The organism is Streptomyces alfalfae (assembly GCF_004127445.1).
GTDB lineage: Bacteria > Actinomycetota > Actinomycetes > Streptomycetales > Streptomycetaceae > Streptomyces > Streptomyces alfalfae.
Window position 1 is genome coordinate 154,814 of sequence record NZ_QEXM01000051.1, and the last position, 23,225, is coordinate 178,038.

The following is a 23,225-nucleotide window of genomic DNA, read 5'->3' on the forward strand; positions in this document are numbered from 1 at the left end:
CTCAGCGCACCGGGGCGTGCACCCGCTCGACCTTCTGCGTGCCGCTGAGCGTGCGGTAGGAGCGGAGCCACGAGGACGTCGCGTCGGGGTCGGTGCGGTCGGAGAGGGCGTAGTAGTCCATCTGCGAGCGCTCGGCGGTGACGTCGAGGACCCCGTAGCCGTGCGAGTCCATGTCCAGCCACTTCACATGGCGGTTGGCGGCCTTGACGGCGGCCACGGCCACCAGCGAGACCGTGTGCGGGGCGACGCGCAGCATGTCGTCGACGTTGTCGGAGCTCACCGAGGTGACCACGAACTCCGTGGCGACCGAGGGCGACAGGGGGTACGTGGCGGCCTTCACCGGCACGTTGTTCGCCCACGCCATGTGGATGTCGCCGGTGAGGAAGACCGTGTCGCGGATGTCGTTGTCCCGCAGGTGGGAGATGAGTTCCTTGCGGTCGTCGGTGTAGCCGTCCCACTGGTCGACGTTGACGGCGATGCCCTCCTTGGGCAGGCCGAGCAGTTCCGCGAGCGGTTCGAGGAGGTGGGCCGGGAGCGAACCGAAGGCGACCGGCGAGATCATCACCGAGGTGCCGACCAGCTTCCAGGCGGCGTCGGACGAGGCGAGGCCCGCCTTCAGCCAGTCGAGCTGGGCGCGGCCCGTGATCGTGCGGTCCGGGGCGTCCACCTCGCCGCTGCCGGTGCCCGCCTGCTCGGAGCGGAAGGACCGCAGGTCGAGCAGGTGCAGGTCGGCGAGCTTGCCGTAGCGGACGCGGCGGTAGACGGTGCCCTCGGTGGAGGGGCGCACGGGCATCCACTCGAAGTACGCCTGCTTGGCCGCCGCCATGCGACGCTCCCAGGGGCCCTCGGTCTCCGGCGAGTGGTTCACGCCGCCCCCGGACCAGGCGTTGTCGGCGAACTCGTGGTCGTCCCACATCGCGATGACCGGGTGCGTGGCGTGCATGGCCCGCGCGTCGGGGTCGGTCTTGTGGGCGCCGTGCCGGGTGCGGTAGTCGGCGAGCGTGATGATCTCGTGCCGCGGCTCGTGCTGCCGTACGACGTTCTCGGCGGAGGGATACTCGCCGCTCTTGTACTCGTAGATGTAGTCCCCGAGGTGGAGGACCGCGTCGAGTTCGGTGCGGGCCGCGAGGTGGCGGTAGGCGGAGAAGTAGCCGGCCTCCCAGTTGGCGCAGGAGACCACGCCGAAGCGGACGCCCGGCGCGGCGGCGTCGTGCGCGGGGGTGGTGCGGGTGCGGCCGACGGGGGAGTGGACGTCCCCGGCGCCGTCCGCGCCGCTCACGGAGAACCGGAAGTAGTAGGTGGCCGCCTGGCGCAGGCCCCTCACATCGGCCTTGACCGTGTGGTCCGAGGCCGCCCGCGCGGTGGTGCTGCCGCGGCCGGCGACCCGGGTGAACCCCTTGTCCTCGGCTATCTCCCAGCGCACCGTGACGTCGGGCCCCTTGCCCGACCCCGGCACGGCGTCGGGGGTGGGCGTCACCCGGGTCCACAGCAGGACGCCGTCGGGCAGCGGGTCCCCGGAGGCTACCCCGTGGTGGAAGGCGGGCCCCGCCGCGGCCTGCGCGGGGACGGCGGCGGCGAGCGGGACGCCGAGCGCGGCGGTGGCGGCGGCGGCCTTGACGACGGTACGGCGGCTCGGGCGGTCGGGAGCCGGGGAGTTGAGCGACTGGTGAAGATCGTTTCGACTGGTCACGGGCGATCACCTTACGCAGCGGTAATCGCTCCGGGGGGGCGAACTCGACAAGTTCGCCCCCCTGATGCCACGCCCCTGACCGGGGACGCCCGGGCCGCTACTTCGTGACGCCCGCCTTCTTCAGGGCGGCCTTCCAGTCATCGGGGGTCTTCGGCGTCTCGATCACCTTGCCGTTGACCTTGATGGTCGGGGTGGACTCCACGCCCTTGGCCGACTGGAAGGAGTCGCTCATCTTCAGGGCCCAGGGGTCGAAGGTCCCCTTCTCGACGGCGCTCTTGAACTTCTTGTTGCCCTTGAGGGTGTCCACGGAGTTCGCCACCTTGATCAGGTAGTCGTCCTTCGCGAAGTCGTCGGTGGACTCCGAGGGGTGGAACTTCGACGAGTACAGGGCGGTCTTGTACTCCAGGAACGCCTCGGGGCTGACGTCCAGGGCGGCTCCCAGCGCGCTGAGGGCGTTCCTGGATCCCTCGCCCGAGAGGTTGTTGTCGAGGAACGTGCCGATGGTGAAGGACAGCTTGTAGTCGCCGTCCTTCATGCCCTTGTCGATCGCGGAGCCGATGGACTGCTCCATGGCGGCGCAGCCGGGGCAGCGCGGGTCCTCGTACAGGTGGACCGTGTTCTTGGTGTCGGACTCGCCGATGGTGACCGTGGTGCCGTCCTTGCCCGAGGAGTTCGCGGGGGTGACCACCTTCGCGTCGGCGGCCTCCTCCCACTTCGAGGGCGCGTTGGACTGCATGACCGCGTACCCGACGCCGCCGGCTATCGCGAGGACCGCGACGATCGAGACGCCGACGATCGTCGCCCGCTTGCGCTTCTCGCGCTTGCGCTCGGCTTCCTGCTGGGCGCGGATCCGCTCGCGGGCGGCGGACTTGGCGGCCTGGCTGTTGCGCTTGCTCATGATGTGCTTCTCCGTGTGGATGACTGCGTGGGGTGTGACGTGCTCAGGCGGTGAGGGCCCGGCACGGCGGTCCACGCCGCCCGACGAAGTGCACGAGCAGCCGCGTGCGCAAGGCGTGGGCCCGGCGCTCGGGGCGCGGCAGCCGCCGCAGGGGAGGCCGGGCGGTCGCCACCGGGGCGATCGCGAGCAGCAGCGGCCGGAACGTGGCCGCCGCGACGGCGCCGAGCAGCTGGCCGAGCGCCCGCTCGCCGCGCCGCAGCCAGGCCGCCGCGAGGAGGCCCACGCCGACGTGCGCCCCGAGGAGAAGCCAGGCGGCGCCCGGGTCGGCGTCGGCGATGAGGGCCGCGGCGCCGCCGTGCCCCTCGGCGGTCATTCGCGCCAGCGGCGTGCCGACGGGCGTACCGCCGCACAGCACGTCGAAGCCGACGGAGCGCAGGGGGCCCGCCACGGGGCCGCCCGCCTCGCCGTAGCAGACGTGCTGGCCCGCGGTGAACACCGTGTCCGCGGCCAGCTCCAGCGGGATCAGCAGGGCGGCGATCCGCCCGAAGCCCCGCTCGCGGCCCGCCAGCGCGTACGCGAGGACGAAGACGGCGGCGGCGATCGCCGCGACCGTCGTCAGCGGCAGAGGGACCCGGGAGAGCAGCACGTGGGACGCGGCGGAGAGCGTCACGGCGAGTGCCGTGAAGAGCGCCGCGCGCACGGCTCGTAGCTGGGTCCCGGATATGTCCATCGCGACAGGAGTGTGTCACGTGTTCCTGTAGGGGGTCCTTAAAGGGGGCCTATGAATTCCGCATGGGCCCCCGGGGCCGCCTCCGGAGGCCTACAGGCCCGGAATGCGGCCGTTGCGGAAGAGGTCGACGAAGATCTGGTGGTCGGACCGCGCCCGCGCGCCGTACGCGTGCGCGAAGTCCACCAGCAGGTCGCCGAAGCCCGCCTCGTCGGCCGCGATGGCGGCGTCGATGGCGCGCTCCGTGGAGAACGGCACCAGCTCGGAGTGCCCGCTCTCGTCGTCGGCGGCGGAGTGCATCGTGGCGGTGGCGCGGCCCAGGTCGGCGACGACGGACGCGATCTCCTCGATCTCGTCGATGTCGGACCAGTCCAGGTCCACCGCGTACGGCGAGACCTCGGCGACGAGCTGGCCCGCGCCGTCCAGCTCGGTCCAGCCGAGCCAGGGGTCGGCGTGCGCCTGGAGCGCGCGCTGCGAGATGACCGTGCGGTGCCCCTCGTGCTGGAAGTAGCCGCGGATCGCCGGGTCGGTGATGTGGCGCGAGACCGCCGGGGTCTGCGCCTGCTTGAGGTAGATCACCACGTCGTTCTCCAGGGCGTCGCTGTTGCCCTCCAGGAGGATGTTGTACGAGGGCAGGCCCGCGGAGCCGATGCCGATGCCGCGCCGGCCCACGACGTCCTTGACGCGGTAGGAGTCGGGGCGGGTCAGGGAGGACTCCGGCAGGGTCTCCAGATAGCCGTCGAAGGCGGCGAGCACCTTGTACCGCGTGGCGGCGTCGAGCTCGATGGAGCCGCCGCCCGCGGCGAAGCGGCGCTCGAAGTCGCGGATCTCGGTCATCGAGTCGAGCAGCCCGAAGCGGGTCAGGGAGCGGGCGTCGCGCAGGGCGTCCAGGAGGGGTCCCTGGGCGGTGTCCAGCGTGAAGGGCGGCACCTCGTCGCTCTTGGCGCCCGTGGCGAGGTCGTGGATGCGCTCGCGGTAGGCCGCGGCGTAGATCCGCACCAGGTCGGTGATCTGCTCGTCGCTGAGCGCCTTCGAGTAGCCGATCAGGGCCATGGAGGCGGCGAAGCGCTTGAGGTCCCAGGTGAAGGGGCCGACGTACGCCTCGTCGAAGTCGTTCACGTTGAAGATCAGGCGGCCCTGGGCGTCCATGTACGTGCCGAAGTTCTCGGCGTGCAGGTCGCCGTGGATCCACACCCGGCCCGTGCGGTCGTCGAGGTAGGGCCCGCCGTGCTGCTCGCGCTCCAGGTCGGCGTAGAACAGGGAGGCCGTGCCGCGGTAGAACGCGAAGGCGGAGGAGGCCATCTTCCGGAACTTGACCCGGAAAGCGGCGGGGTCCGCGGCAAGCAGCTCGCCGAACGCCGTGCCGAAGACGGCGAGGATCTCCTCGCCGCGCTGCTCAGCCGTGGGCTGCGGGACCGACATCGCTGGGTGCCTCCTGATACGGGGTGGTGACAAGGGGTGGGACGGGGCTACGGGACAGAACCTGTGGGCGGGGTGGACGTGCGTGCGGGGCGGAGATTTTTTTCACCCCCCGGGGGCGGTCCTCCCGCCCTTCCAACGCACGACCGTACTCCCGAGTGCCCGTCCGTTGTCGGCGCCCCGGATTAGACTTCGTCGCTGTCCCCCCAGACCGCCCGCAGGCTGTCTCCCACCCGTCGCCCGACCGCCACCCCTGACCGAGGCGCCGCTTCGCGCCGCAGCATTCCTTCGGAGGCCTTCCGCCGTGACCAAGCCGCCCTTCACGCACCTGCACGTGCACACCCAGTACTCGCTGCTTGACGGTGCCGCGCGGCTCAAGGACATGTTCAATGCGGCCAATGAAATGGGCATGACGCACATCGCCATGTCCGACCACGGCAACCTCCACGGGGCGTACGACTTCTTCCACTCCGCGCAGAAGGCCGGCGTGACGCCGATCATCGGCATCGAGGCCTATGTGGCGCCGGAGTCCCGCAGGAACAAGCGGAAGATCCAGTGGGGCCAGCCGCACCAGAAGCGCGACGACGTCTCCGGTTCGGGTGGTTACACCCACAAGACGATCTGGGCGGCGAACAAGACGGGGCTGCACAACCTCTTCCGGCTCTCCTCGGACGCCTATGCGGAGGGCTGGCTGCAGAAGTGGCCCCGCATGGACAAGGAGACGATCTCGCAGTGGTCGGAGGGGCTCATCGCCTCCACCGGCTGCCCCTCGGGCGAGCTCCAGACCAGGCTCCGCCTCGGCCAGTTCGACGAGGCGCTGAAGTCCGCCGCGGAGTACCAGGAGATCTTCGGCAAGGACCGGTATTTCCTGGAGCTGATGGACCACGGCATCGAGATCGAGCGCCGGGTCCGCGACGGCCTCCTGGAGATCGGCAAGAAGCTCGGCATCCCGCCCCTGGTGACGAACGACTCGCACTACACGTACGCGCACGAGTCGACCGCCCACGACGCCCTGCTCTGCATCCAGACCGGCAAGAACCTCTCCGACCCCGACCGCTTCCGCTTCGACGGCACGGGTTATTACCTCAAGTCGACGGACGAGATGTACGCCATCGACTCCTCCGACGCCTGGCAGGAGGGCTGCCGCAACACGCTCCTGGTGGCCGAGCAGATCGACACCACCGGCATGTTCGAGAAGCGCGACCTGATGCCGAAGTTCGACATCCCGGAGGGCTTCACCGAGGTCACCTGGTTCCAGGAGGAGGTCCGCCGCGGCATGGAGCGCCGCTACCCGGGCGGCGTCCCCGAGGACCGGCAGAAGCAGGCCGAGTACGAGATGGACATCATCATCCAGATGGGGTTCCCGGGGTACTTCCTGGTCGTCGCCGACTTCATCATGTGGGCGAAGAACAACGGCATCGCGGTCGGCCCCGGCCGAGGCTCCGCGGCCGGATCGATCGTCGCGTACGCCATGGGCATCACCGACCTCGACCCGATCACGCACGGACTGATCTTCGAGCGGTTCCTCAACCCCGAGCGCGTCTCCATGCCCGACGTCGACATCGACTTCGACGAGCGCAGGCGCGTCGAGGTGATCAGGTACGTGACCGAGAAGTACGGCGCCGACAAGGTCGCCATGATCGGCACGTACGGCAAGATCAAGGCGAAGAACGCCATCAAGGACTCCGCGCGCGTGCTCGGATACCCGTACGCGATGGGCGACCGCCTCACCAAGGCCATGCCCGCCGACGTCCTCGGCAAGGGCATCGACCTCTCCGGCATCACCGACCCCAAGCACCCGCGCTACAGCGAGGCGGGCGAGATCCGGGGGATGTACGAGAACGAGCCGGACGTGAAGAAGGTCATCGACACCGCCAAGGGCGTGGAGGGCCTGGTCCGGCAGATGGGCGTGCACGCGGCCGGCGTGATCATGTCCAGCGAGCCGATCGTCGACCACGCCCCGCTGTGGACGCGGCACACCGACGGCGTGACCATCACGCAGTGGGACTACCCCCAGTGCGAGTCGCTCGGCCTGCTCAAGATGGACTTCCTGGGCCTGCGCAACCTCACCATCATGGACGACGCCGTCAAGATGGTGCGCAACGACAAGGGCATCGACCTGGAGATGCTCTCGCTCCCGCTCGACGACCCCAAGACCTTCGAACTGCTCTGCCGCGGTGAGACGCTGGGCGTCTTCCAGTTCGACGGCGGCCCGATGCGCTCGCTGCTGCGCCAGATGCAGCCCGACAACTTCGAGGACATCTCCGCCGTATCGGCCCTGTACCGGCCGGGCCCGATGGGCATGAACTCGCACATCAACTACGCCGAGCGGAAGAACGGCCGCCAGGAGATCACGCCGATCCACCCGGAGCTCGAAGAGCCCCTGAAGGAGACGCTCGGCCTCACCTACGGCCTCATCGTGTACCAGGAGCAGGTGCAGAAGGCCGCCCAGATCGTCGCGGGCTACAGCCTCGGCGAAGCCGACATCCTGCGCCGCGTGATGGGCAAGAAGAAGCCCGAGGAGCTGGAGAAGAACTTCGTCCTCTTCCAGGCGGGCGCCAGGAAGAACGGCTACTCCGACGAGGCGATCCAGGCCCTGTGGGACGTCCTGGTCCCCTTCGCCGGATACGCGTTCAACAAGGCGCACTCCTCCGCGTACGGCCTGGTCACCTACTGGACCGCCTATCTGAAGGCGAACTACCCGGCCGAGTACATGGCCGCGCTGCTCACCTCGGTGAAGGACGACAAGGACAAGTCGGCCGTCTATCTGAACGAGTGCCGGCGCATGGGCATCAAGGTCCTCCCGCCGAACGTGAACGAGTCGGTGCACAACTTCGCCGCCCAGGGCGACGACGTGATCCTCTTCGGCCTGGAGGCCGTGCGCAACGTCGGCACGAACGTGGTCGAGTCGATCATCCGCTCGCGCAAGGCGAAGGGGAAGTTCACCTCCTTCCCCGACTACCTCGACAAGGTCGAGGCCACCGCCTGCAACAAGCGCACCACGGAGTCGCTGATCAAGGCGGGCGCCTTCGACACCATGGGGCACACCCGCAAGGGCCTCACCGCGCAGTACGAACCGATGATCGACAACGTGGTCGCGGTCAAGCGCAAGGAGGCCGAGGGGCAGTTCGACCTCTTCGGCGGCATGGGCGACGAGACCGGCGGCGACGAGCCGGGCTTCGGGCTCGACGTGGAGTTCTCCGAGGACGAGTGGGAGAAGACCTACCTGCTCGCCCAAGAGCGCGAGATGCTCGGCCTGTACGTCTCCGACCACCCGCTCTTCGGCCTGGAGCACGTGCTCTCCGACAAGGCGGACGCGGGCATCGGCCAGCTCACCGGCGGCGACTTCTCCGACGGCTCGGTCGTCACCATCGGCGGCATCATCTCCGGCCTCCAGCGCAAGATGACCAAGCAGGGCAACGCCTGGGCCATCGCCACCGTCGAGGACCTCGCGGGCTCCATCGAGTGCATGTTCTTCCCGGCCACCTACCAGCTGGTGTCGACGCAACTGGTCGAGGACGCCGTGGTGTTCGTCAAGGGGCGGCTCGACAAGCGCGAGGACGTGCCCCGCCTCGTCGCGATGGAGCTCCAGGTCCCCGACCTGTCGAACGCCGGCGCCAACGCGCCCGTGGTGATCACCATCCCGACGGTCAAGGTCAGCCCGCCGATGGTCACCCGCCTCGGCGAGGTCCTCAGCCACCACCGGGGCAACAGCGAGGTGCGCATCAAGCTGCAGGGCGCCCAGAAGACGACGGTCCTGCGCCTGGACCGGCACCGCGTGAAGCCCGACCCCGCGCTCTTCGGCGACCTGAAGGTGCTGCTCGGCCCGTCCTGCCTGGCGGGCTGACGGACGCCGCCGCGAGGCACGCGCGTGTGAACGTGACGAGGGGCGCACCCGAAAGCGGGTGCGCCCCTCACGCGTGCCTGTACGACCGTCAGTTGTGGCCGAAGCGACGCTGGTGCTTACGGGCAACATCAGCGGGGCTGCCCTGGGCCTGCGACTGGATGCGCGAGTCGGCTTCCATGGCAGACGTCTTGGCCTGCTCCGTGGCCCGCTCCGACGCCGAGGCGCGGTCCTGCTGGCTGCCCTGCTTGCGATTCTTGTTCTTGGCCATGGTGATCTTCCTCCTGAAGGGGATCTGGGGGCCATGACGCGTTCAGACTCGCATATGAGGACAATTGACGCATTTCAGAGAATTACCCTGCGTGATAAGGGGTGTCGGTGAGGGAACCGTGGACACGCCACGCCGAAGATCGAGTTCCGCCCGTTAACCTCCGCCGGGTCGGGCAGACTCGAAGGAGAACCCGACGCGGACCCGCACCCCTGATTCGTCGCCGTAACAGGGTGTGTTCGTGGGCCTTCGAGGGAACGTCCAGGAACCTCCGGGCACTTTTCAAAGGAACTTCCGGGAACGCCGGGGAATCTCCAGGGAAAGAGGGTGGATCGCGTGGACCGCTGCATCGTCCTGGTGGACGCCGGGTATCTGCTGGGCGCGGCCGCGAGTCTCCTCGCGGGAGAGCCCTCCAGATCCCGCATCACCGTCGATCACACCGCCCTGGTCCAGGGCCTGCGCGAGCGCGCGGAAGCCGACACCGAACGCCCGCTCCTGCGCATCTACTGGTTCGACGGGGCCCCCGACCGCGTGCCGCAGCCCGAACACCGGCGGCTGCGCGTCATGCCGCGCGTGACGGTCCGCCTCGGCGCCCTGACCCGCAGCGACGGACGCTGGGCGCAGAAGGGCGTGGACGCCGCCATGCACGCCGAGCTGACCGAGCTGGCCCGCAACCGCGCCTGCTCCGACGTCGTGCTCGTCACCGGTGACGGCGATCTGCTGCCCGGCATGATGGCCGCCAAGGAGCACGGCGTCGCCGTCCACCTCTGGGCCGTGCAGGCCGCCGACGGCGACTACAACCAGTCCGAGGACCTCGTCGCCGAGGCCGACGAGCGGCGCGTGCTCGACCGGGCCTGGATCACCAAGGCCGTCCGCCCCAAGGAACTGACCGGCGTCTGCGCGCCGCCGCCCGTGCCGCGCCCCGAGATCGCCGCCATCCTCTCCGCGCCGCTCCCGGAGTCCGCCCTCGCCGCCGCCGCGCAGCACACCGAGGAGGAGCCCCCCGCCGGACACACCCCCGAAGCCGGGGCCAACGGCCGGGGGACCGCCGAGCACCGCGGCCCCGCGGGCAAGGCCGTGCCCACCCCCAAGGACCTGGCGGCCCTGCGCGCCCCGGGCGTCCAGGCCCCGCAGCACCCGCCCAACGCGACGCTGCGCTGGTCCTCCGACAAGGGCTGGGTCGAGCGGCCCGGCGGCGCACCCGAGGGCCCCGAGGCCGCGGCCCTGCCGACCCTCGCCCAGCTCACGACGGCCGAGCAGCGCTGGGCCGACCGGGAGGAGGACATCACCACGGTCGGCGGCGACCCCTACGAGGTCGGACAGGTGTTCGCGCGGCGCTGGATGGCGCGCCTGCCCGAGCAGCACAACCTGCAGAAGCTCTCGGCGATGTACCCCCGCATCCCGCACCGCGTCGACGGCGAGCTCCTCCGGTACGCCGCGCGGTTCGGCCTGCTCGCCCACAAGGACGACCAGATCGACGAGCACGACCGGTACGCGATCCGGGCGGGATTCTGGCGGGAGGTCGACGCGCGCACGGCCGCCGAGCACGCCACCGCGGGGGACCGCGCAGGAGACTGATTCGGGGCGTACGGGACGCCCCGGGCGTCACCCGCGCCCGCGGACCCCGTAGTCTCGTCCTTCGTGAGTACGCGCCCGGCACCGGCTGTCCGACAGGAACGCCGCAAGGAACACGGCATCGACGCCGTCTGCGCGGTGCGCGACCTGGTCAAGACCTACCCCGCCGCCCGTGGCAGGCGCGGCAGGCCCGCGACCCCCGAGGTCCGCGCCACCGACGGCATCACCCTGACCGTGCGGCGCGGTGAGATCTTCGGGCTGCTCGGGCCCAACGGCGCCGGCAAGTCCACCCTCGTACGCCAGCTGACCGGCCTGATGCGGCCCGACAGCGGCGGCGTCGACATCCTCGGCCACGACATCGTGCGCCACCCCGAGCGGGCCGCGCGGCTCCTCGCCTACCTCGGGCAGGACTCCACCGCCCTCGACGAGCTGACCGTGTCCCTCGCCGTCGAGACGACCGGGCGGCTGCGCGGGCTCGACGTGCACCGGGCGCGGGCCGAGCGGGACGCCGTCCTCGACGAGCTGGGGCTCGCCCCGCTGGCCTCACGGCCCCTGAAGAAGCTCTCCGGAGGGCAGCGGCGGCTCGCCTGCTTCGCCACCGCGCTGGTGGGGGAGCGCCCACTGCTCGTCCTCGACGAGCCCACCACCGGGATGGACCCCGTGGCCCGGCGGGCCGTCTGGGCCGCCATCGACGCGCGGCGGGCCGAGCACGGGACGACCGTGGTGCTCGTCACGCACAACGTCATCGAGGCGGAGACCGTCCTGGACCGGGTCGCCGTGCTCGACGAGGGCAAGGTCATCGCCTGCGACACCCCGGCCGGGCTCAAGGAGCAGGTCGCGGACGAGGTGCGGGTGGAGCTGGTGTGGCGCGAGCGGGCCCCGCTCGACGTCCCGGAGGTCGCCGCGCTGCGGTCCTCCGCGGTGGAGTCGGGGCGGCGCTGGGCCCTGCGACTGGCGCCGGACGAGGCCCGTGCCGCCGTCGCGGCGGTCACCGGCGGGGCCGCGTTCGCCGCCCTCGACGACTTCACCCTGGCCACCCCCAGCCTGGAGGACGTGTACCTCGCCCTGGGCGGCAGCGGCCGGGGACTGGTGAAGGGGTGAGGGAGCCGGGTTGCCCGAGTCGATTCGTATGCGTACGGAGAGTACGGACAGTTACAGAGGGGTTCTGCGGTGAGTGCCGTTCCGCTTGATGCCGTGGTGCGGGAGGAAGGGCGTACCGAGGCCCGTCCCGCGGGCCCCGCGGCCCTCGGGCCGCCCGCCCGGCTGTTTCCCGCCCTCTCGGCCGTCTACCGGGCCCAGCTCTCGCGGGCCAGGGTCGCGCGGATCCCGCTGCTCTTCGTGGCGACGTTCCAGTCCGTCGGCATCATGATCCTGATGCGGGGCGTCGTGGACGGGGGCGGTGAGGCGCGGGCCGTGGTCGCGGGCTCCGCCGTGCTCGTCGTCGCGTTCGTCGCGCTCAACCTGCTCGCCCAGTACTTCGGCCGGCTCCGCGCCGACGGCGGCCTCGACCACTACGCGACGCTGCCCGTGCCGCCCGCCGCCGTGGTCCTGGGCGCCGCGGCCGCCTACGCCTCGTTCACCGTGCCCGGCACCATCGTCACGGCGATCGTGGGCTGCGGCCTCTTCGGGCTGCCGCTCACCCACCTCTGGGTGCTCATCGCGGTGATCCCGCTCGCCGGAGCCGCCCTCTCGGGGCTCGGCGCCGCTCTCGGGCTGCTCGCGCCCCGCCCCGAACTGGCCACGCTGCTCGGTCAGATGGGCATGTCCGCGGCGCTGCTGCTGGGCGTCCTGCCGGCAGACCGCATGCCGACGCTCCTGCAGTACGCGCGTGACCTGCTGCCCTCCACGTACGGCGTGGAGGCGTTCGCCAACACCTTCGGACCCGACCCCGACTGGGCCGTCGTCGCCCTGGACCTGGCGGTCTGCGCGGGCGTCGGTGTGGCCTCGCTCGCCGTCGCCACCTGGGCGTACCGCCGGGCGGCCGTCCGGTGACGCGCCGCACAGGTACTACTGGCACGATGTGTGGGTGACCGCACCGCTGACACCCCAACCCCCGCACGACCCCTGGCAGGCCCCCGCGCAGCCGTCGGGAGCCGCAGCTCCTTCCGGACACGAGGAGGACGGGCCCGGCATGAAGACGGAAGTGCGGCAGGCCGCGGTGATCGCGGCCGTGGTGGCCGTCAGCGGAGTGCTTCTCGGCCTCGCGTGGATGTGGCTGGCGCCGCGCGTGCCGCTCGTCTCCGACGGTGAGGCGGTGTATCTGAAGGACACCGAGGGCGAGCAGGCCATCGGGGTCGAGGGAACGTTCACCCTGCTCGCGCTCGGTTTCGGCGTCCTCAGCGGCGTCGTCGTCTTCCTGCTGCGCAGGCAGGGCGGGATACCCCTGGTCGCCGGTCTCGCGCTCGGCGGCCTGCTGGGCGCCCTGCTCGCGTGGCGGGCCGGGGTGTGGCTCGGCCCGGAGACGGACGTCGTGGCGCACGCCAGGGCCGTGGGCAAGGGCGTCGTCTTCGACGCCCCGCTCGAACTGAAGGCCAAGGGCACGCTCCTCGCCTGGCCGGTGGCCGCGCTCGCCGTGCACCTCGGCCTCACCGCGCTCTTCGGACCGCGCGACCCCGAGCCGTATCCGCCGGTGGACTTCTACGGGCAGCCCCTCGACGACGACAGCCGCCCGCGGGGACCGCGGGACTGAGCCTATGCGGGCCGCCTGCCGTGGTTGGCCCTGCGCTTCTTCGCCCGCCACTTCCGCATGCGCGTCTTCTTCGACATGCCCTCGGTGCTAGTCGCGCCCGGCGACCCTGTCGAGGGCGCTTTCACGTCGTACCCGGCGGGCGGCCCGGACCGGCCGTCAGGCGCGGCCGATCGGGGCCAGGACCGCGGCGGTGAGTTCCGCCAGGTCGCCCGGTGCCAGCTCGACCTCCAGGCCCCTGCGGCCCGCCGAGACGCAGATCGTGGGGTGCCGCGCGGCGGAGTCGTCGAGGACCGTGCGCAGCCTCTTGCGCTGGCCGAGCGGGGAGATGCCGCCGCGCACATAGCCCGTGGTCCGCTCGGCCGCCGCCGGGTCGGCCAGCACGGCGCGCTTGCCGGAGACCGCGGCGGCCAGCGCCTTCAGGTCGAGGGAGCCCGAGACGGGCACCACGGCCACGGTCAGCTCGCCGTCGACCTCGGCGACCAGCGTCTTGAAGACCCGCTCCGGACAGACGCCCATGGCCTCGGCGGCCTCCTCGCCGTACGAGGGGTGGGTCGGGTCGTGCTCGTAGGAGTGCACCGTGAAGGCGGCGCCGGCCGCGGTGAGGGCGACCGTCGCCGGGGTGCCGCCCGCGCCGCCCGTCTGCTTCTTCTGCTTCTTCGCCACAGTCTCGCGCCCTCTCGCGCCTCGCGAACGTCAGTTCAGGCTGGTGGTGCCGCGCGTCAGGTCCAGCGCGGGCAGGGACGGCAGATTGCGGATGATCGCCGTCTCCGAACGCAGCAGGGCCAGCTCGTCCCGCAGCCGCGCCGCGACGTCCGCCGCCTCCAGGAGCCGCTGCTTGGTGGGGGTGTCCAGCACGGTCGCCGCGGCGACCAGGTACGACACCACGGACGGCTCGTCCGGCAGCTCGGCGCCGGTGTTGGACAGCGAGCGCTCCCGCGCCCCGGCCAGGCGCTTCTGGTACGACCTGAAGGCGCGCAGGACGCCCTCGGCGAGCGGGCCCGCCTCCTCGCCGGGTTCCTCGGGCACCTCTTCGACCTCGGCGGTCAGGAAGGCCCCCGAGGCGTCGACCGAACGGATCCGGACGCGGGACGTGCCCGTGGCGAGGACCTCGAAGCCGCCGTCGTCCCGCTCCCTGATCGTCGTCGCGTCCGCGACGCAGCCCATGGTGTGGAAGGCCTTGGCGGGGTCGGGGCCGAAGCCCGCGGCGGGGCCGTGTTCGGGCACGGCCGTCTGGTCGGGGAGCCCTGGCGCGCTCGGCGCCACCTCCGAGCCGTCGCGGATGGCGACGACGGCGAACCGGCGCCCCTCCTCCTCGGGCGTCTTGAGCAGCTCGCGCATCATGGCGCGATATCGCTCCTCGAAGACGTTCAGCGGCAGCACGAGGCCGGGGAACAGCACCGAGTCGAGCGGAAACAGCGGAAGCCGGATGGTCACGACCGGCAAGCCTAATGGTCGTCGGAGCGTCCGCGTCCGCGCGGAGGGCGCAGCGGCGTCATCGACGCCACTTCGAGGCGCACGCCGTCGCGCAGTTCGAGGAACTGGCCCAGCGGGTCGTCGGAGAGCCGGTCCCAGGGAAAGGACGTGGCGTACGGGCCGACCAGGCGCAGCTGCTCCAGGGCGTCGTCCCAGCGCTCCAGGCGGACCAGGACGTAGGTGAGGAGGTTGCGGACCTCGGCGGGCCAGGGGTCCCCGGTGGCGTAGTCGCGGGAGAGGCCGATGGCGAGGTCGGCCGCCGCGTCCAGGCGCTCACGGGGCACCTTGCCCGTGGGACTGGTGAGGTAGGCGAAGGCGGCGCGGGCCGGCAGGACCTGTATCAGCGACCCCGGCAGCGCGTCGGCGGCGGCGCGCTCGGCGAAGTCGAAGCACTCGCTGTGCGAGCCGTACCAGGCGGCCGAGAGGTACTGCAGGGCCGAGGCGTGGCAGCCGTAGTGGTACGAGGAGCGGCGCACCGCGTGCGCCCAGAGCTGCTCGAAGACGGTGTGCGGGGCGTGGGTGCCGCGCGCGTGGTCCAGGGCGATCCGCCAGGGCACGGGGTCGCGCGGATCGGCCTCCGCGGCGGCGGTGATCAGCGGGCTCACCTCGCGCAGCAGTTCGGCCCGCGCCGGTGACTCCCAGCCGCGGACGACCGCGAGCTCGGCCTTGACGAGCAGCAGGTCGGGGTCGTGCGGGGAGGCGCGGAGCCAGTCGTCGAACCACTCGGGGCGGGAGCGGGCGAAGGCGGCGAGGCGGGTGGTGTAGCGGTCGCGGTTCTCCCACTCGGCGGCCTCGCGGGTCATGGCGAGCAGCTTGGCCGCGGGACCGTGGTCGCCGCGGCCGGCGGCCACGAGGGCCGGGGCGAGCCGCTCGTCGGGTACGTCGAGGAGCACCTCGTCGTCCGGCGGGAGACCGACGGCAAGGCGCGGGGTGTGCCGCACCATGCGGGCGGTGCGGATGAAGGCACGCAGCATCGTGCCCTCCTTTGCGCCTCAACCGGGGCCCGCTCGCGCGGCCCGCCGGTCACCTTCGTGGTTGCTCACATGTCTGCCTGCGCTGGGATGACGGTCCGGGGACGGCGAAGGTTGCCCGGGGGCGGATAACGGTTCAGCCGCGGGCGGGCGCGGTGGCGCCGGGCCGCGGCCCGGGGTTTCAGTTGCGCCGCAGGAGCCGGGTCGCGCCCGCCGCCACCGTCGTGGCCAGGACCCAGCCGAGCAGGATCAGCGCGGTGGAGAACCACTGCCAGCCGCCGTTGAGCTGCCAGTAGCTGTCCTGGCCGAGGTTGATGACGGGCAGCAGCAGGTCGAGGGAGAAGAGCGCGGGGTTCCAGTTCGGGTGCTCGCCCGGTTTGATGGCCGGGTGCTCGGCGTGCGAGAACGCGACCGCGCTGACCGCCCACAGCACGGCCATCCACACCGCGGCCCGGCCGGGCCGGTAGCCGTACGCGACCGTCCAGTCCTGCGCGTAACCCCACAGCTTCGCCGCCAGCGGCAGCGTCTCGCGGCGCCTGCGCTGCTTGGCCAGGAGCACCTCGCGGGCATCGGCGTCCTCGCCTCCGTTGCGCAGCACGGCGGCCAGTTTCTCGTACGGCTCGGGGTTGTACTCGGCGGTCGCCGCCGCCACCCAGGCCAGCCGCCGCTCCAGCGTGAAGCTGCCCTGCGGCACGAGGTTCTCGTAGCTGAAGCCGCCCATCTGGAGGCCGCCGGGGCCCGGCCAGCTCGTCGCCCGGTCGATGAGGTTGACGACCCTGGCGCCGGACAGCACGACCTTGCCGCGCTGCGGCGCCTCGCCGAGGAAGCGCAGCTCGGGCGTCTGGACGCGGCGCAGCGAGATCTCCTGGTCGTTCTGGAGGGCGAAGCGGGCCTGCGCGAAGTCGATGGCGTCGCCGAAGCGGCCGTCGTCGAGCCGGACGCCGCCCTCGCACTCGAAGCGCTGCACGCGCGTGCCGCGCGCCGGGGTGGTGCCGGAGGTCTGCGGGGGATTGCCGACGGCGGCCGGGGTGAGGTAGAGCGTGCGCTCGACGGTGAGCTGCGGGGCGTTGAGCGCGTACCGGCCGTACTGGTTGATCAGCCTGCTGCCGCGCAGGCTCAGCGAGACGCCGATCTTCGCGCCGCGCATGCTCAGCTCGCCGTGCGACTCCATCATCTCGGCCTGGAGGTCCTGGCCGACGGTGAGGCCGTCGCCGGTGATCGAGCGGCTGCGCCGGTCGCGGTAGACCACCGCCTGGTTGAGCAGCAGGTCGGTGCCGATCTGGGCGTCGGTGAGCCGGATGCCGTTGTGCACCCGGCAGCGCGGCAGGTGCAGATCGCCCTCGGTGTGCAGCCGGGCCGCCTCGATGCGCGGGATCGAGCAGTCGACGAGGCGCAGCGTGGCGAAGCGGGACTCCGGCAGAAGCACCTCCTTCTCGAAACGGCAGTGCTTCAGCTCGGTGTACGGGGCGACGGTGCCGCCCGCCAGGTCGAGGACGTCGGTGATCTGCACGCCCGCGAGCTTCAGCGAGGAGACCCGTCCCGCGAGGGCCGGCGGGCCGTCCAGGAGCAGCCAGCACACGATGCGCGCCCGCACGCTGCGCTCGGGCCCCCACGGGTGCCCGCCGTGCGGGTCGTCCGCCGCGGCGTCCCCCGACCGGAGGTCGTAGACGGTGCCGTTGCGGAAGGCCTGCCACATGCCGATCTCCGCGGCGGTCAGCCCGTCGGGCGGATCTCCGGCGCCGGCGTCGTCCACCACTGCTGTCGTCCTCCCCGTCCCCGCGGTGCACTGCTTCGTACACCTGTTTCATGCCCGCTGTGTGACCGGCTGAACGCTAGTGGTGAACACCGTCTTCCGGGGTCCATATCAGCCAGTGATACGGACGTCGGGCGCCGAAAGAAGGTCTGAGAGAATTGGCCATGTGATCTCTCGAATCGATCTGCGCGGCGACGCCCTCACGGAATTCCCGTCGGGGTCCGCCCTTCGCGCCCTGCTGCCCCGTGCCGACTTCGACGTCGCGGCCGCCCTGGAGAAGGTGCGGCCCATCTGCGAGGACGTGCATCATCGTGGCGACGCGGCGCTGATCGAGCTCGCGGAGAAATTCGACGGCGTCCGCCTGGACCAGGTCCGGGTGCCCGCCGCCGCGCTCACCGAGGCCCTGGCCGGTCTCGACCCCGTCGTGCGCGAGGCCCTGGAAGAGTCGATCCGCCGCGCCCGCGCCGTCCACCGCGAGCAGCGCCGCGCCCCGCACACCACGAAGGTCGTGCCCGGCGGCTCGGTCACCGAGAAGTGGGTGCCCGTCGAGCGCGTCGGGCTCTACGCCCCGGGCGGCCGGTCCGTCTACCCCTCCTCCGTGATCATGAACGCGGTGCCCGCGCAGGAGGCCGGCGTCGCGTCGATGGCGCTCGCCTCACCGCCGCAGGCCGACTTCGGCGGCCTGCCGCACCCGACGATCCTCGCCGCCTGCGCCCTCCTCGGCATCGACGAGGTGTACGCGGTCGGCGGCGCCCAGGCCGTCGCGATGTTCGCGTACGGCACCGAGACCTGCGCCCCCGCCAACATGGTGACCGGCCCCGGCAACATCTGGGTCGCCGCCGCCAAGCGCTACTTCACCGGCCGCATCGGCATCGACACCGAGGCCGGGCCGACCGAGATCGCGGTCCTCGCCGACGACACCGCCGACGCCGCGCACGTCGCCTCCGACCTGATCAGCCAGGCCGAGCACGACCCGCTCGCCGCCGCCGTGCTCGTCACCGACTCGCCCGCCCTCGCGGACGCGGTCGAGAAGGAGATCCAGCCGCAGGTCGCGGCCACCAAGCACGTCGAGGACCGCATCGTCCCCGCCCTCCGGGGCCGCCAGTCCGCGATCGTCCTGGTCGACGGCGTCGAGGAGGGCCTGCGGGTCGTCGACGCGTACGGCGCCGAGCACCTGGAGATCCAGACCGCCGACGCCGCCGCCGTCGCCGACCGCGTGAAGAACGCGGGCGCAATCTTCGTGGGCCCCTGGTCGCCCGTCTCCCTCGGCGACTACTGCGCGGGCTCCAACCACGTCCTGCCCACCGGCGGCTGCGCCTGCCACTCCTCGGGCCTTTCCGTGCAGTCCTTCCTGCGCGGCGTCCACATCGTCGACTACACCCGCGAGGCCCTCGCCGACGTCGCGCACCACGTCGTGACACTCGCCGAGGCCGAGGACCTCCCGGCGCACGGCGCGGCGATCAAGGCGAGGTTCGGCTGGAAGGTGCCGGGAGCCAAGTGACCAGGATCGACGACCTCCCCGTCCGCGACGAGCTGCGCGGCAAGTCCCCCTACGGCGCGCCCCAGCTCGACGTACCCGTACGCCTGAACACCAACGAGAACCCCTACCCGCTGCCCGAACCGCTCGTCGAGCGCATCGCCGAGCGGGTGCGCGAGGCCGCCCGCGACCTCAACCGCTACCCCGACAGGGACGCGGTCGAGCTGCGCACCGCCCTCGCGCGCTACCTCAGCGACACCGCGGGCCACGAGGTCGCCCTCGCCGACGTGTGGGCGGCCAACGGCTCCAACGAAGTCATCCAGCAGCTCCTGCAGACCTTCGGCGGGCCCGGCAGGACGGCCATCGGCTTCGAGCCCTCGTACTCGATGCACGGCCTGATCGCCCGCGGCACCGGCACCGGCTGGATCTCGGGCCCGCGCAACGACGACTTCACCATCGACGTCGAGGCCGCGAAGCGCGCGCTCGCCGAGCACCGGCCCGACGTCGTCTTCATCACCACGCCCAACAACCCCACGGGCACCGCGGTCCCCGCCGAGACGGTCCGCGCGCTGTACGACGCCGCGCAGGCCGCGAAGCCGTCCCTGGTCGTGGTCGACGAGGCCTACGTGGAGTTCAGCCACGGCGCCTCGCTGCTCCCGCTGATCGAGGGGCGGCAGAACCTCGTCGTCTCACGGACCATGTCCAAGGCCTTCGGCGCGGCCGGGCTGCGCCTCGGCTACCTCGCCGCCGACCCGGCGGTCGTCGACGCCGTACAGCTCGTGCGCCTGCCGTACCACCTCTCGGCCGTCACCCAGGCCACCGCGCTCGCCGCCCTCGAACACACCGACACGCTCCTGAAGTACGTGGAGCAGCTCAAGGCCGAGCGGGACCGCCTCGTCGCCGAACTGCGCGCGGCGGGGTACGAGGTGACCGAGTCCGACGCCAACTTCGTGCAGTTCGGACGGTTCGTGGGAGAGGGAGCCGCCCACGAGGTGTGGCGGAAGATCCTCGACCGGGGCGTCCTGGTCAGGGACAACGGCGTCCCCGGGTGGCTGCGGGTCACCGCGGGAACCCCCGACGAAAACGACGCGTTCCTCGATGCGGTACGCGAACTCAAGAAGGAGCGACACGCATGAGCCGCGTAGGACGGGTCGAACGCACCACGAAGGAGACGTCGGTCGTCGTCGAGATCGACCTCGACGGCACCGGAAAGGTCGACGTGTCGACCGGCGTCGGCTTCTACGACCACATGCTCGACCAGCTCGGCCGCCACGGCCTGTTCGACCTCACCGTCAAGACCGAGGGCGACCTGCACATCGACTCGCACCACACGATCGAGGACACCGCGCTCGCCATCGGCGCCGCCTTCAAGCAGGCCCTCGGCGACAAGGTGGGCATCTACCGCTTCGGCAACTGCACGGTCCCGCTCGACGAGTCCCTGGCCCAGGTGACCGTCGACCTCAGCGGCCGGCCGTACCTCGTGCACACCGAGCCGGAGAACATGGCGCCGATGATCGGCGCGTACGACACGACGATGACCCGGCACATCCTGGAGTCCTTCGTCGCGCAGGCGCAGATCGCCCTGCACGTCCACGTGCCTTACGGCCGCAACGCCCACCACATCGTGGAGTGCCAGTTCAAGGCCCTGGCCCGCGCCCTGCGGTACGCCTCGGAGCGAGACCCGCGCGCCGCCGGAATCCTCCCCTCCACGAAGGGCGCGCTGTAAAGCCATGACCGGCCTCAACACCATCCTCATCGTCGTCGGCCTCTTCCTGATCGGCGGCGTCATCTCCTTCGTCAAGCAGGGGATGCCCAAGAGCCTGATCACGCTGCTCTCCATCGGCGCCGTGATGTGCCTGGCGGCGGGCATCCTGCGGCTCGACTACTGGAACTGACGGGGGCGTACGAGACATGAGCACTCCCAAGAAGGTCGTCGTCTTCGACTACGGCTTCGGCAACATCCGCTCCGCCGAGCGCGCCCTTGCGCGCGCGGGCGCGGACGTCGAGATCACGCGCGACTACGACACGGCCATGGCCGCCGACGGCCTGCTCGTGCCCGGCGTCGGCGCCTTCGCCGCCTGCATGAAGGGCCTGAAGGAGGCGCGCGGCGACTGGATCGTCGGGCGCCGCCTCGCCGGCGGACGCCCGGTCATGGGCATCTGCGTGGGCATGCAGATCCTCTTCTCGCGCGGCATCGAGCACGGCGTCGAGACCGAGGGCCTCGACGAGTGGCCCGGCACGGTCGAGCCGCTGAAGGCCGACGTCGTCCCGCACATGGGCTGGAACACGGTCCAGGCGTCCGCGGGATCGACCCTGTTCCAGGGCCTCGACGACGACACCCGCTTCTACTTCGTGCACTCCTACGCGGTGCACGACTGGTCACTCGAAGTGGCGAACCCGGCGATGCGCGCCCCGCACGTCACCTGGTCCACGCACGGCGAGCCCTTCGTGGCGGCCGTCGAGAACGGCGCCCTGAGCGCCACCCAGTTCCACCCCGAGAAGTCCGGCGACGCCGGCGCCCAGCTCCTCACCAACTGGATCGGAACCCTGTGAGCATCCTCGAACTCCTTCCCGCCGTCGACGTCCGCGACGGCCAGGCCGTGCGCCTCGTCCACGGCGAGTCCGGCTCGGAGACCTCCTACGGCTCCCCGCTGGAGGCCGCCCTCGCCTGGCAGCGGTCGGGCGCCGAGTGGCTGCACCTGGTCGACCTGGACGCCGCGTTCGGCACCGGCGACAACCGCGCCCTGATCGCCGAGGTCGCGGCCGCCATGGACATCAAGGTGGAACTCTCCGGCGGCATCCGCGACGACGACACGCTCGCCGCCGCCCTCGCCACCGGCTGCACCCGTGTCAACCTCGGCACCGCCGCCCTGGAGACCCCCGAGTGGGTCGCCAAGGTCATCGCCGAGCACGGCGACAAGATCGCGGTCGGTCTCGACGTACGCGGCACCACCCTGCGCGGGCGCGGCTGGACCCGCGACGGCGGCGACCTCTACGAAACGCTGGAGCGCCTGAACTCCGAGGGCTGCGCGCGGTACGTGGTCACCGACATCGCCAAGGACGGCACCCTCCAGGGCCCGAACCTGGAGCTGCTGCGCACCGTGTGCGCGGCGACGGACCGCCCCGTGGTCGCCTCCGGCGGCGTCTCGTCCCTGGACGACCTGCGCGCCATCTCCGAGCTGGTCCCGCTCGGCGTCGAGGGCGCGATCGTCGGCAAGGCGCTGTACGCCAAGGCGTTCACGCTGGAAGAGGCGCTCGCCGCGGTGGCCTCCTCATGAGCGACGCCGTACGCCGGGTGAGCTCGGGCGGACCCTGGGAGGAGGCCATCGGCTACTCCCGCGCCGTCGAGCTGCCGAACGGCCTGGTCCTGGTCTCCGGCTGCACGTCCGTGGTGGACGGCGTCATCGACGCGGGCACTCCGTACGACCAGACCGTCAACTCCTTCACCGTGGCCTTCGACGCCCTGAAGAAGCTCGGCCTCGGCCGGGAGCACGTGGTCCGCACCCGCATGTACCTCACGCACGCGCGGGACGTCGACGAGGTGGGCCGCGCCCACAAGGAGCTGTTCGACGACGTCCGCCCGGCCGCGTCCATGCTCATCGTCTCCGGCTTCGTCGACCCCAGCCTGGTCGTCGAGGTCGAGGTGGAGGCCTACGGCCCGCGGGCAGGTGCGGCATGACCCTCGCCGTACGTGTCATCCCCTGCCTGGACGTGGACAACGGCCGCGTCGTCAAGGGCGTCAACTTCCAGAACCTGCGGGACGCGGGCGACCCCGTCGAGATGGCCAAGGTCTACGACGCCGAGGGCGCCGACGAGCTGACCTTCCTGGACATCACCGCGTCCTCCGGCAACCGCGAGACGACGTACGACGTGGTCCGCCGCACCGCCGAGCAGGTCTTCATCCCGCTCACGGTCGGCGGCGGCGTGCGCACCGCCGACGACGTCGACAAGCTGCTGCGGGCGGGCGCGGACAAGGTGGGCGTGAACACCGCGGCCATCGCGCGCCCCGACCTGATCCGCGAGATCGCGGAGCGCTTCGGCCGCCAGGTCCTCGTCCTGTCGGTGGACGCCCGCCGCACGCCGTCCGGCGGCTTCGAGGTCACGACCCACGGCGGCCGCGAGTCGGCGGGCGTCGACGCCGTGGAGTGGGCCCACCGGGCCGCGGAGCTGGGCGCCGGCGAGATCCTGCTGAACTCCATGGACGCCGACGGCACCAAGGACGGCTACGACCTGGAGATGATCGCCGCCGTCCGCGAGCACGTCACCGTCCCGGTCATCGCCTCCGGCGGCGCGGGCGCCCTGCCCCACTTCCCCCCGGCCGTCGAAGCGGGCGCCGACGCGGTCCTGGCCGCCTCGGTCTTCCACTTCGGCGACCTCCGCATCGGCGAGGTCAAGGAGACGCTGCGGGGGGCGGGACACGCGGTGCGCTAGCCCCTGCGAC

At 71.6% G+C, this 23,225-nt stretch carries 22 protein-coding genes; 13 read left to right on the top strand and 9 right to left on the bottom strand.

The window, feature by feature from the left end:
• Position 1 precedes the first annotated feature (1 nt).
• From DCW30_RS32720 to DCW30_RS32735, 4 genes are all read right to left on the bottom strand, one after another.
• Positions 2-1,690, bottom strand: coding sequence for an alkaline phosphatase D family protein (locus DCW30_RS32720; RefSeq protein ID WP_076686745.1), 1,689 nt, complete (start codon positions 1,688-1,690; stop codon positions 2-4).
• A 97-nt stretch (positions 1,691-1,787) separates the two neighbouring features.
• A complete protein-coding gene (locus DCW30_RS32725) occupies positions 1,788-2,588 on the bottom strand; it encodes a DsbA family protein (RefSeq protein WP_062781201.1) in 801 nt (266 codons plus the stop codon).
• Between the two features lie 43 nt (positions 2,589-2,631).
• Positions 2,632-3,318 carry a hypothetical protein gene (locus tag DCW30_RS32730; RefSeq protein ID WP_076686746.1) on the bottom strand — a complete coding sequence of 229 codons (687 nt, stop codon included), beginning with the start codon at positions 3,316-3,318 and terminating at the stop codon, positions 2,632-2,634.
• Positions 3,319-3,408: 90 nt separating this feature from the next.
• Positions 3,409-4,737: a DUF2252 domain-containing protein gene (locus DCW30_RS32735; protein ID WP_076686747.1), complete on the bottom strand. Its 1,329-nt coding sequence runs from the start codon at positions 4,735-4,737 to the stop codon at positions 3,409-3,411.
• 301 nt (positions 4,738-5,038) lie between these two features.
• On the opposite strand from DCW30_RS32735, the gene dnaE reads away from it, so the two are divergent.
• Positions 5,039-8,581 carry a DNA polymerase III subunit alpha gene (gene dnaE / locus DCW30_RS32740; protein WP_062781207.1) on the top strand — a complete coding sequence of 1,181 codons (3,543 nt, stop codon included), beginning with the start codon at positions 5,039-5,041 and terminating at the stop codon, positions 8,579-8,581.
• Between the two features lie 88 nt (positions 8,582-8,669).
• On the opposite strand, the gene DCW30_RS32745 is transcribed toward dnaE, so the two are convergent.
• Positions 8,670-8,849 (bottom strand): hypothetical protein, encoded by a 180-nt coding sequence (locus DCW30_RS32745; protein ID WP_062781209.1) that lies wholly within the window; start codon positions 8,847-8,849, stop codon positions 8,670-8,672.
• A 333-nt stretch (positions 8,850-9,182) separates the two neighbouring features.
• Between DCW30_RS32745 and DCW30_RS32750 the strand changes: the two genes are divergently transcribed.
• From DCW30_RS32750 to DCW30_RS32765, 4 genes are all read left to right on the top strand, one after another.
• The gene (locus DCW30_RS32750) at positions 9,183-10,424 is read left to right on the top strand and encodes an NYN domain-containing protein (RefSeq protein ID WP_076686748.1); all 1,242 of its coding nucleotides are present in this window, start codon (positions 9,183-9,185) and stop codon (positions 10,422-10,424) included.
• A gap of 63 nt (positions 10,425-10,487) precedes the next feature.
• The gene (locus tag DCW30_RS32755; RefSeq protein ID WP_136240375.1) at positions 10,488-11,522 is read left to right on the top strand and encodes an ABC transporter ATP-binding protein; all 1,035 of its coding nucleotides are present in this window, start codon (positions 10,488-10,490) and stop codon (positions 11,520-11,522) included.
• A 69-nt stretch (positions 11,523-11,591) separates the two neighbouring features.
• Positions 11,592-12,413 (top strand): ABC transporter permease, encoded by an 822-nt coding sequence (locus tag DCW30_RS32760; protein WP_079107699.1) that lies wholly within the window; start codon positions 11,592-11,594, stop codon positions 12,411-12,413.
• A 34-nt stretch (positions 12,414-12,447) separates the two neighbouring features.
• Entirely contained in the window at positions 12,448-13,110 is a 663-nt protein-coding gene (locus DCW30_RS32765) for a DUF2567 domain-containing protein (protein ID WP_076689431.1), read from the top strand.
• A gap of 156 nt (positions 13,111-13,266) precedes the next feature.
• Here DCW30_RS32765 and ybaK read toward each other — a convergent pair whose 3' ends face one another.
• The 4 genes from ybaK to DCW30_RS32785 all read right to left on the bottom strand — a co-directional run bounded on the left by ybaK (position 13,267) and on the right by DCW30_RS32785 (position 17,250).
• A complete protein-coding gene (gene ybaK, locus DCW30_RS32770; RefSeq protein ID WP_076686749.1) occupies positions 13,267-13,773 on the bottom strand; it encodes a Cys-tRNA(Pro) deacylase in 507 nt (168 codons plus the stop codon).
• Between the two features lie 30 nt (positions 13,774-13,803).
• Positions 13,804-14,553 (bottom strand): LON peptidase substrate-binding domain-containing protein, encoded by a 750-nt coding sequence (locus tag DCW30_RS32775; RefSeq protein WP_076686750.1) that lies wholly within the window; start codon positions 14,551-14,553, stop codon positions 13,804-13,806.
• A gap of 2 nt (positions 14,554-14,555) precedes the next feature.
• Entirely contained in the window at positions 14,556-15,557 is a 1,002-nt protein-coding gene (locus tag DCW30_RS32780; protein WP_062781221.1) for a hypothetical protein, read from the bottom strand.
• Positions 15,558-15,735: 178 nt separating this feature from the next.
• On the bottom strand, positions 15,736-17,250 hold the full coding sequence (locus DCW30_RS32785) for an oxidoreductase (protein ID WP_373569030.1): 1,515 nt from the start codon (positions 17,248-17,250) through the stop codon (positions 15,736-15,738).
• A 223-nt stretch (positions 17,251-17,473) separates the two neighbouring features.
• Here DCW30_RS32785 and hisD point away from each other — a divergent pair, with 223 nt between their 5' ends.
• From hisD to hisF, 8 genes are read left to right on the top strand one after another with little or no spacing between them, the layout of a single operon-like run.
• Positions 17,474-18,808 (top strand): histidinol dehydrogenase, encoded by a 1,335-nt coding sequence (hisD, locus tag DCW30_RS32790; RefSeq protein ID WP_076686752.1) that lies wholly within the window; start codon positions 17,474-17,476, stop codon positions 18,806-18,808.
• Positions 18,805-19,920, top strand: a complete 1,116-nt coding sequence (locus tag DCW30_RS32795) for a histidinol-phosphate transaminase (RefSeq protein ID WP_076686753.1) — start codon at positions 18,805-18,807, stop codon at positions 19,918-19,920. Before hisD ends, DCW30_RS32795 begins: the two co-directional genes overlap by 4 nt.
• Positions 19,917-20,510, top strand: a complete 594-nt coding sequence (gene hisB, locus DCW30_RS32800) for an imidazoleglycerol-phosphate dehydratase HisB (protein ID WP_062781230.1) — start codon at positions 19,917-19,919, stop codon at positions 20,508-20,510. Before DCW30_RS32795 ends, hisB begins: the two co-directional genes overlap by 4 nt.
• A gap of 4 nt (positions 20,511-20,514) precedes the next feature.
• On the top strand, positions 20,515-20,679 hold the full coding sequence (locus DCW30_RS36925) for a hypothetical protein (RefSeq protein ID WP_062781233.1): 165 nt from the start codon (positions 20,515-20,517) through the stop codon (positions 20,677-20,679).
• A 16-nt stretch (positions 20,680-20,695) separates the two neighbouring features.
• Entirely contained in the window at positions 20,696-21,337 is a 642-nt protein-coding gene (gene hisH, locus DCW30_RS32805; protein ID WP_076686754.1) for an imidazole glycerol phosphate synthase subunit HisH, read from the top strand.
• The gene (gene priA / locus DCW30_RS32810) at positions 21,334-22,062 is read left to right on the top strand and encodes a bifunctional 1-(5-phosphoribosyl)-5-((5-phosphoribosylamino)methylideneamino)imidazole-4-carboxamide isomerase/phosphoribosylanthranilate isomerase PriA (RefSeq protein ID WP_062781238.1); all 729 of its coding nucleotides are present in this window, start codon (positions 21,334-21,336) and stop codon (positions 22,060-22,062) included. Before hisH ends, priA begins: the two co-directional genes overlap by 4 nt.
• Complete coding sequence (locus DCW30_RS32815; protein WP_062781240.1) at positions 22,059-22,463, top strand: RidA family protein; 405 nt, start codon at positions 22,059-22,061, stop codon at positions 22,461-22,463. The genes priA and DCW30_RS32815 overlap by 4 nt, the downstream gene beginning before the upstream one ends.
• The gene (gene hisF / locus DCW30_RS32820) at positions 22,460-23,215 is read left to right on the top strand and encodes an imidazole glycerol phosphate synthase subunit HisF (RefSeq protein ID WP_062781243.1); all 756 of its coding nucleotides are present in this window, start codon (positions 22,460-22,462) and stop codon (positions 23,213-23,215) included. The genes DCW30_RS32815 and hisF overlap by 4 nt, the downstream gene beginning before the upstream one ends.
• Positions 23,216-23,225 lie beyond the last annotated feature (10 nt).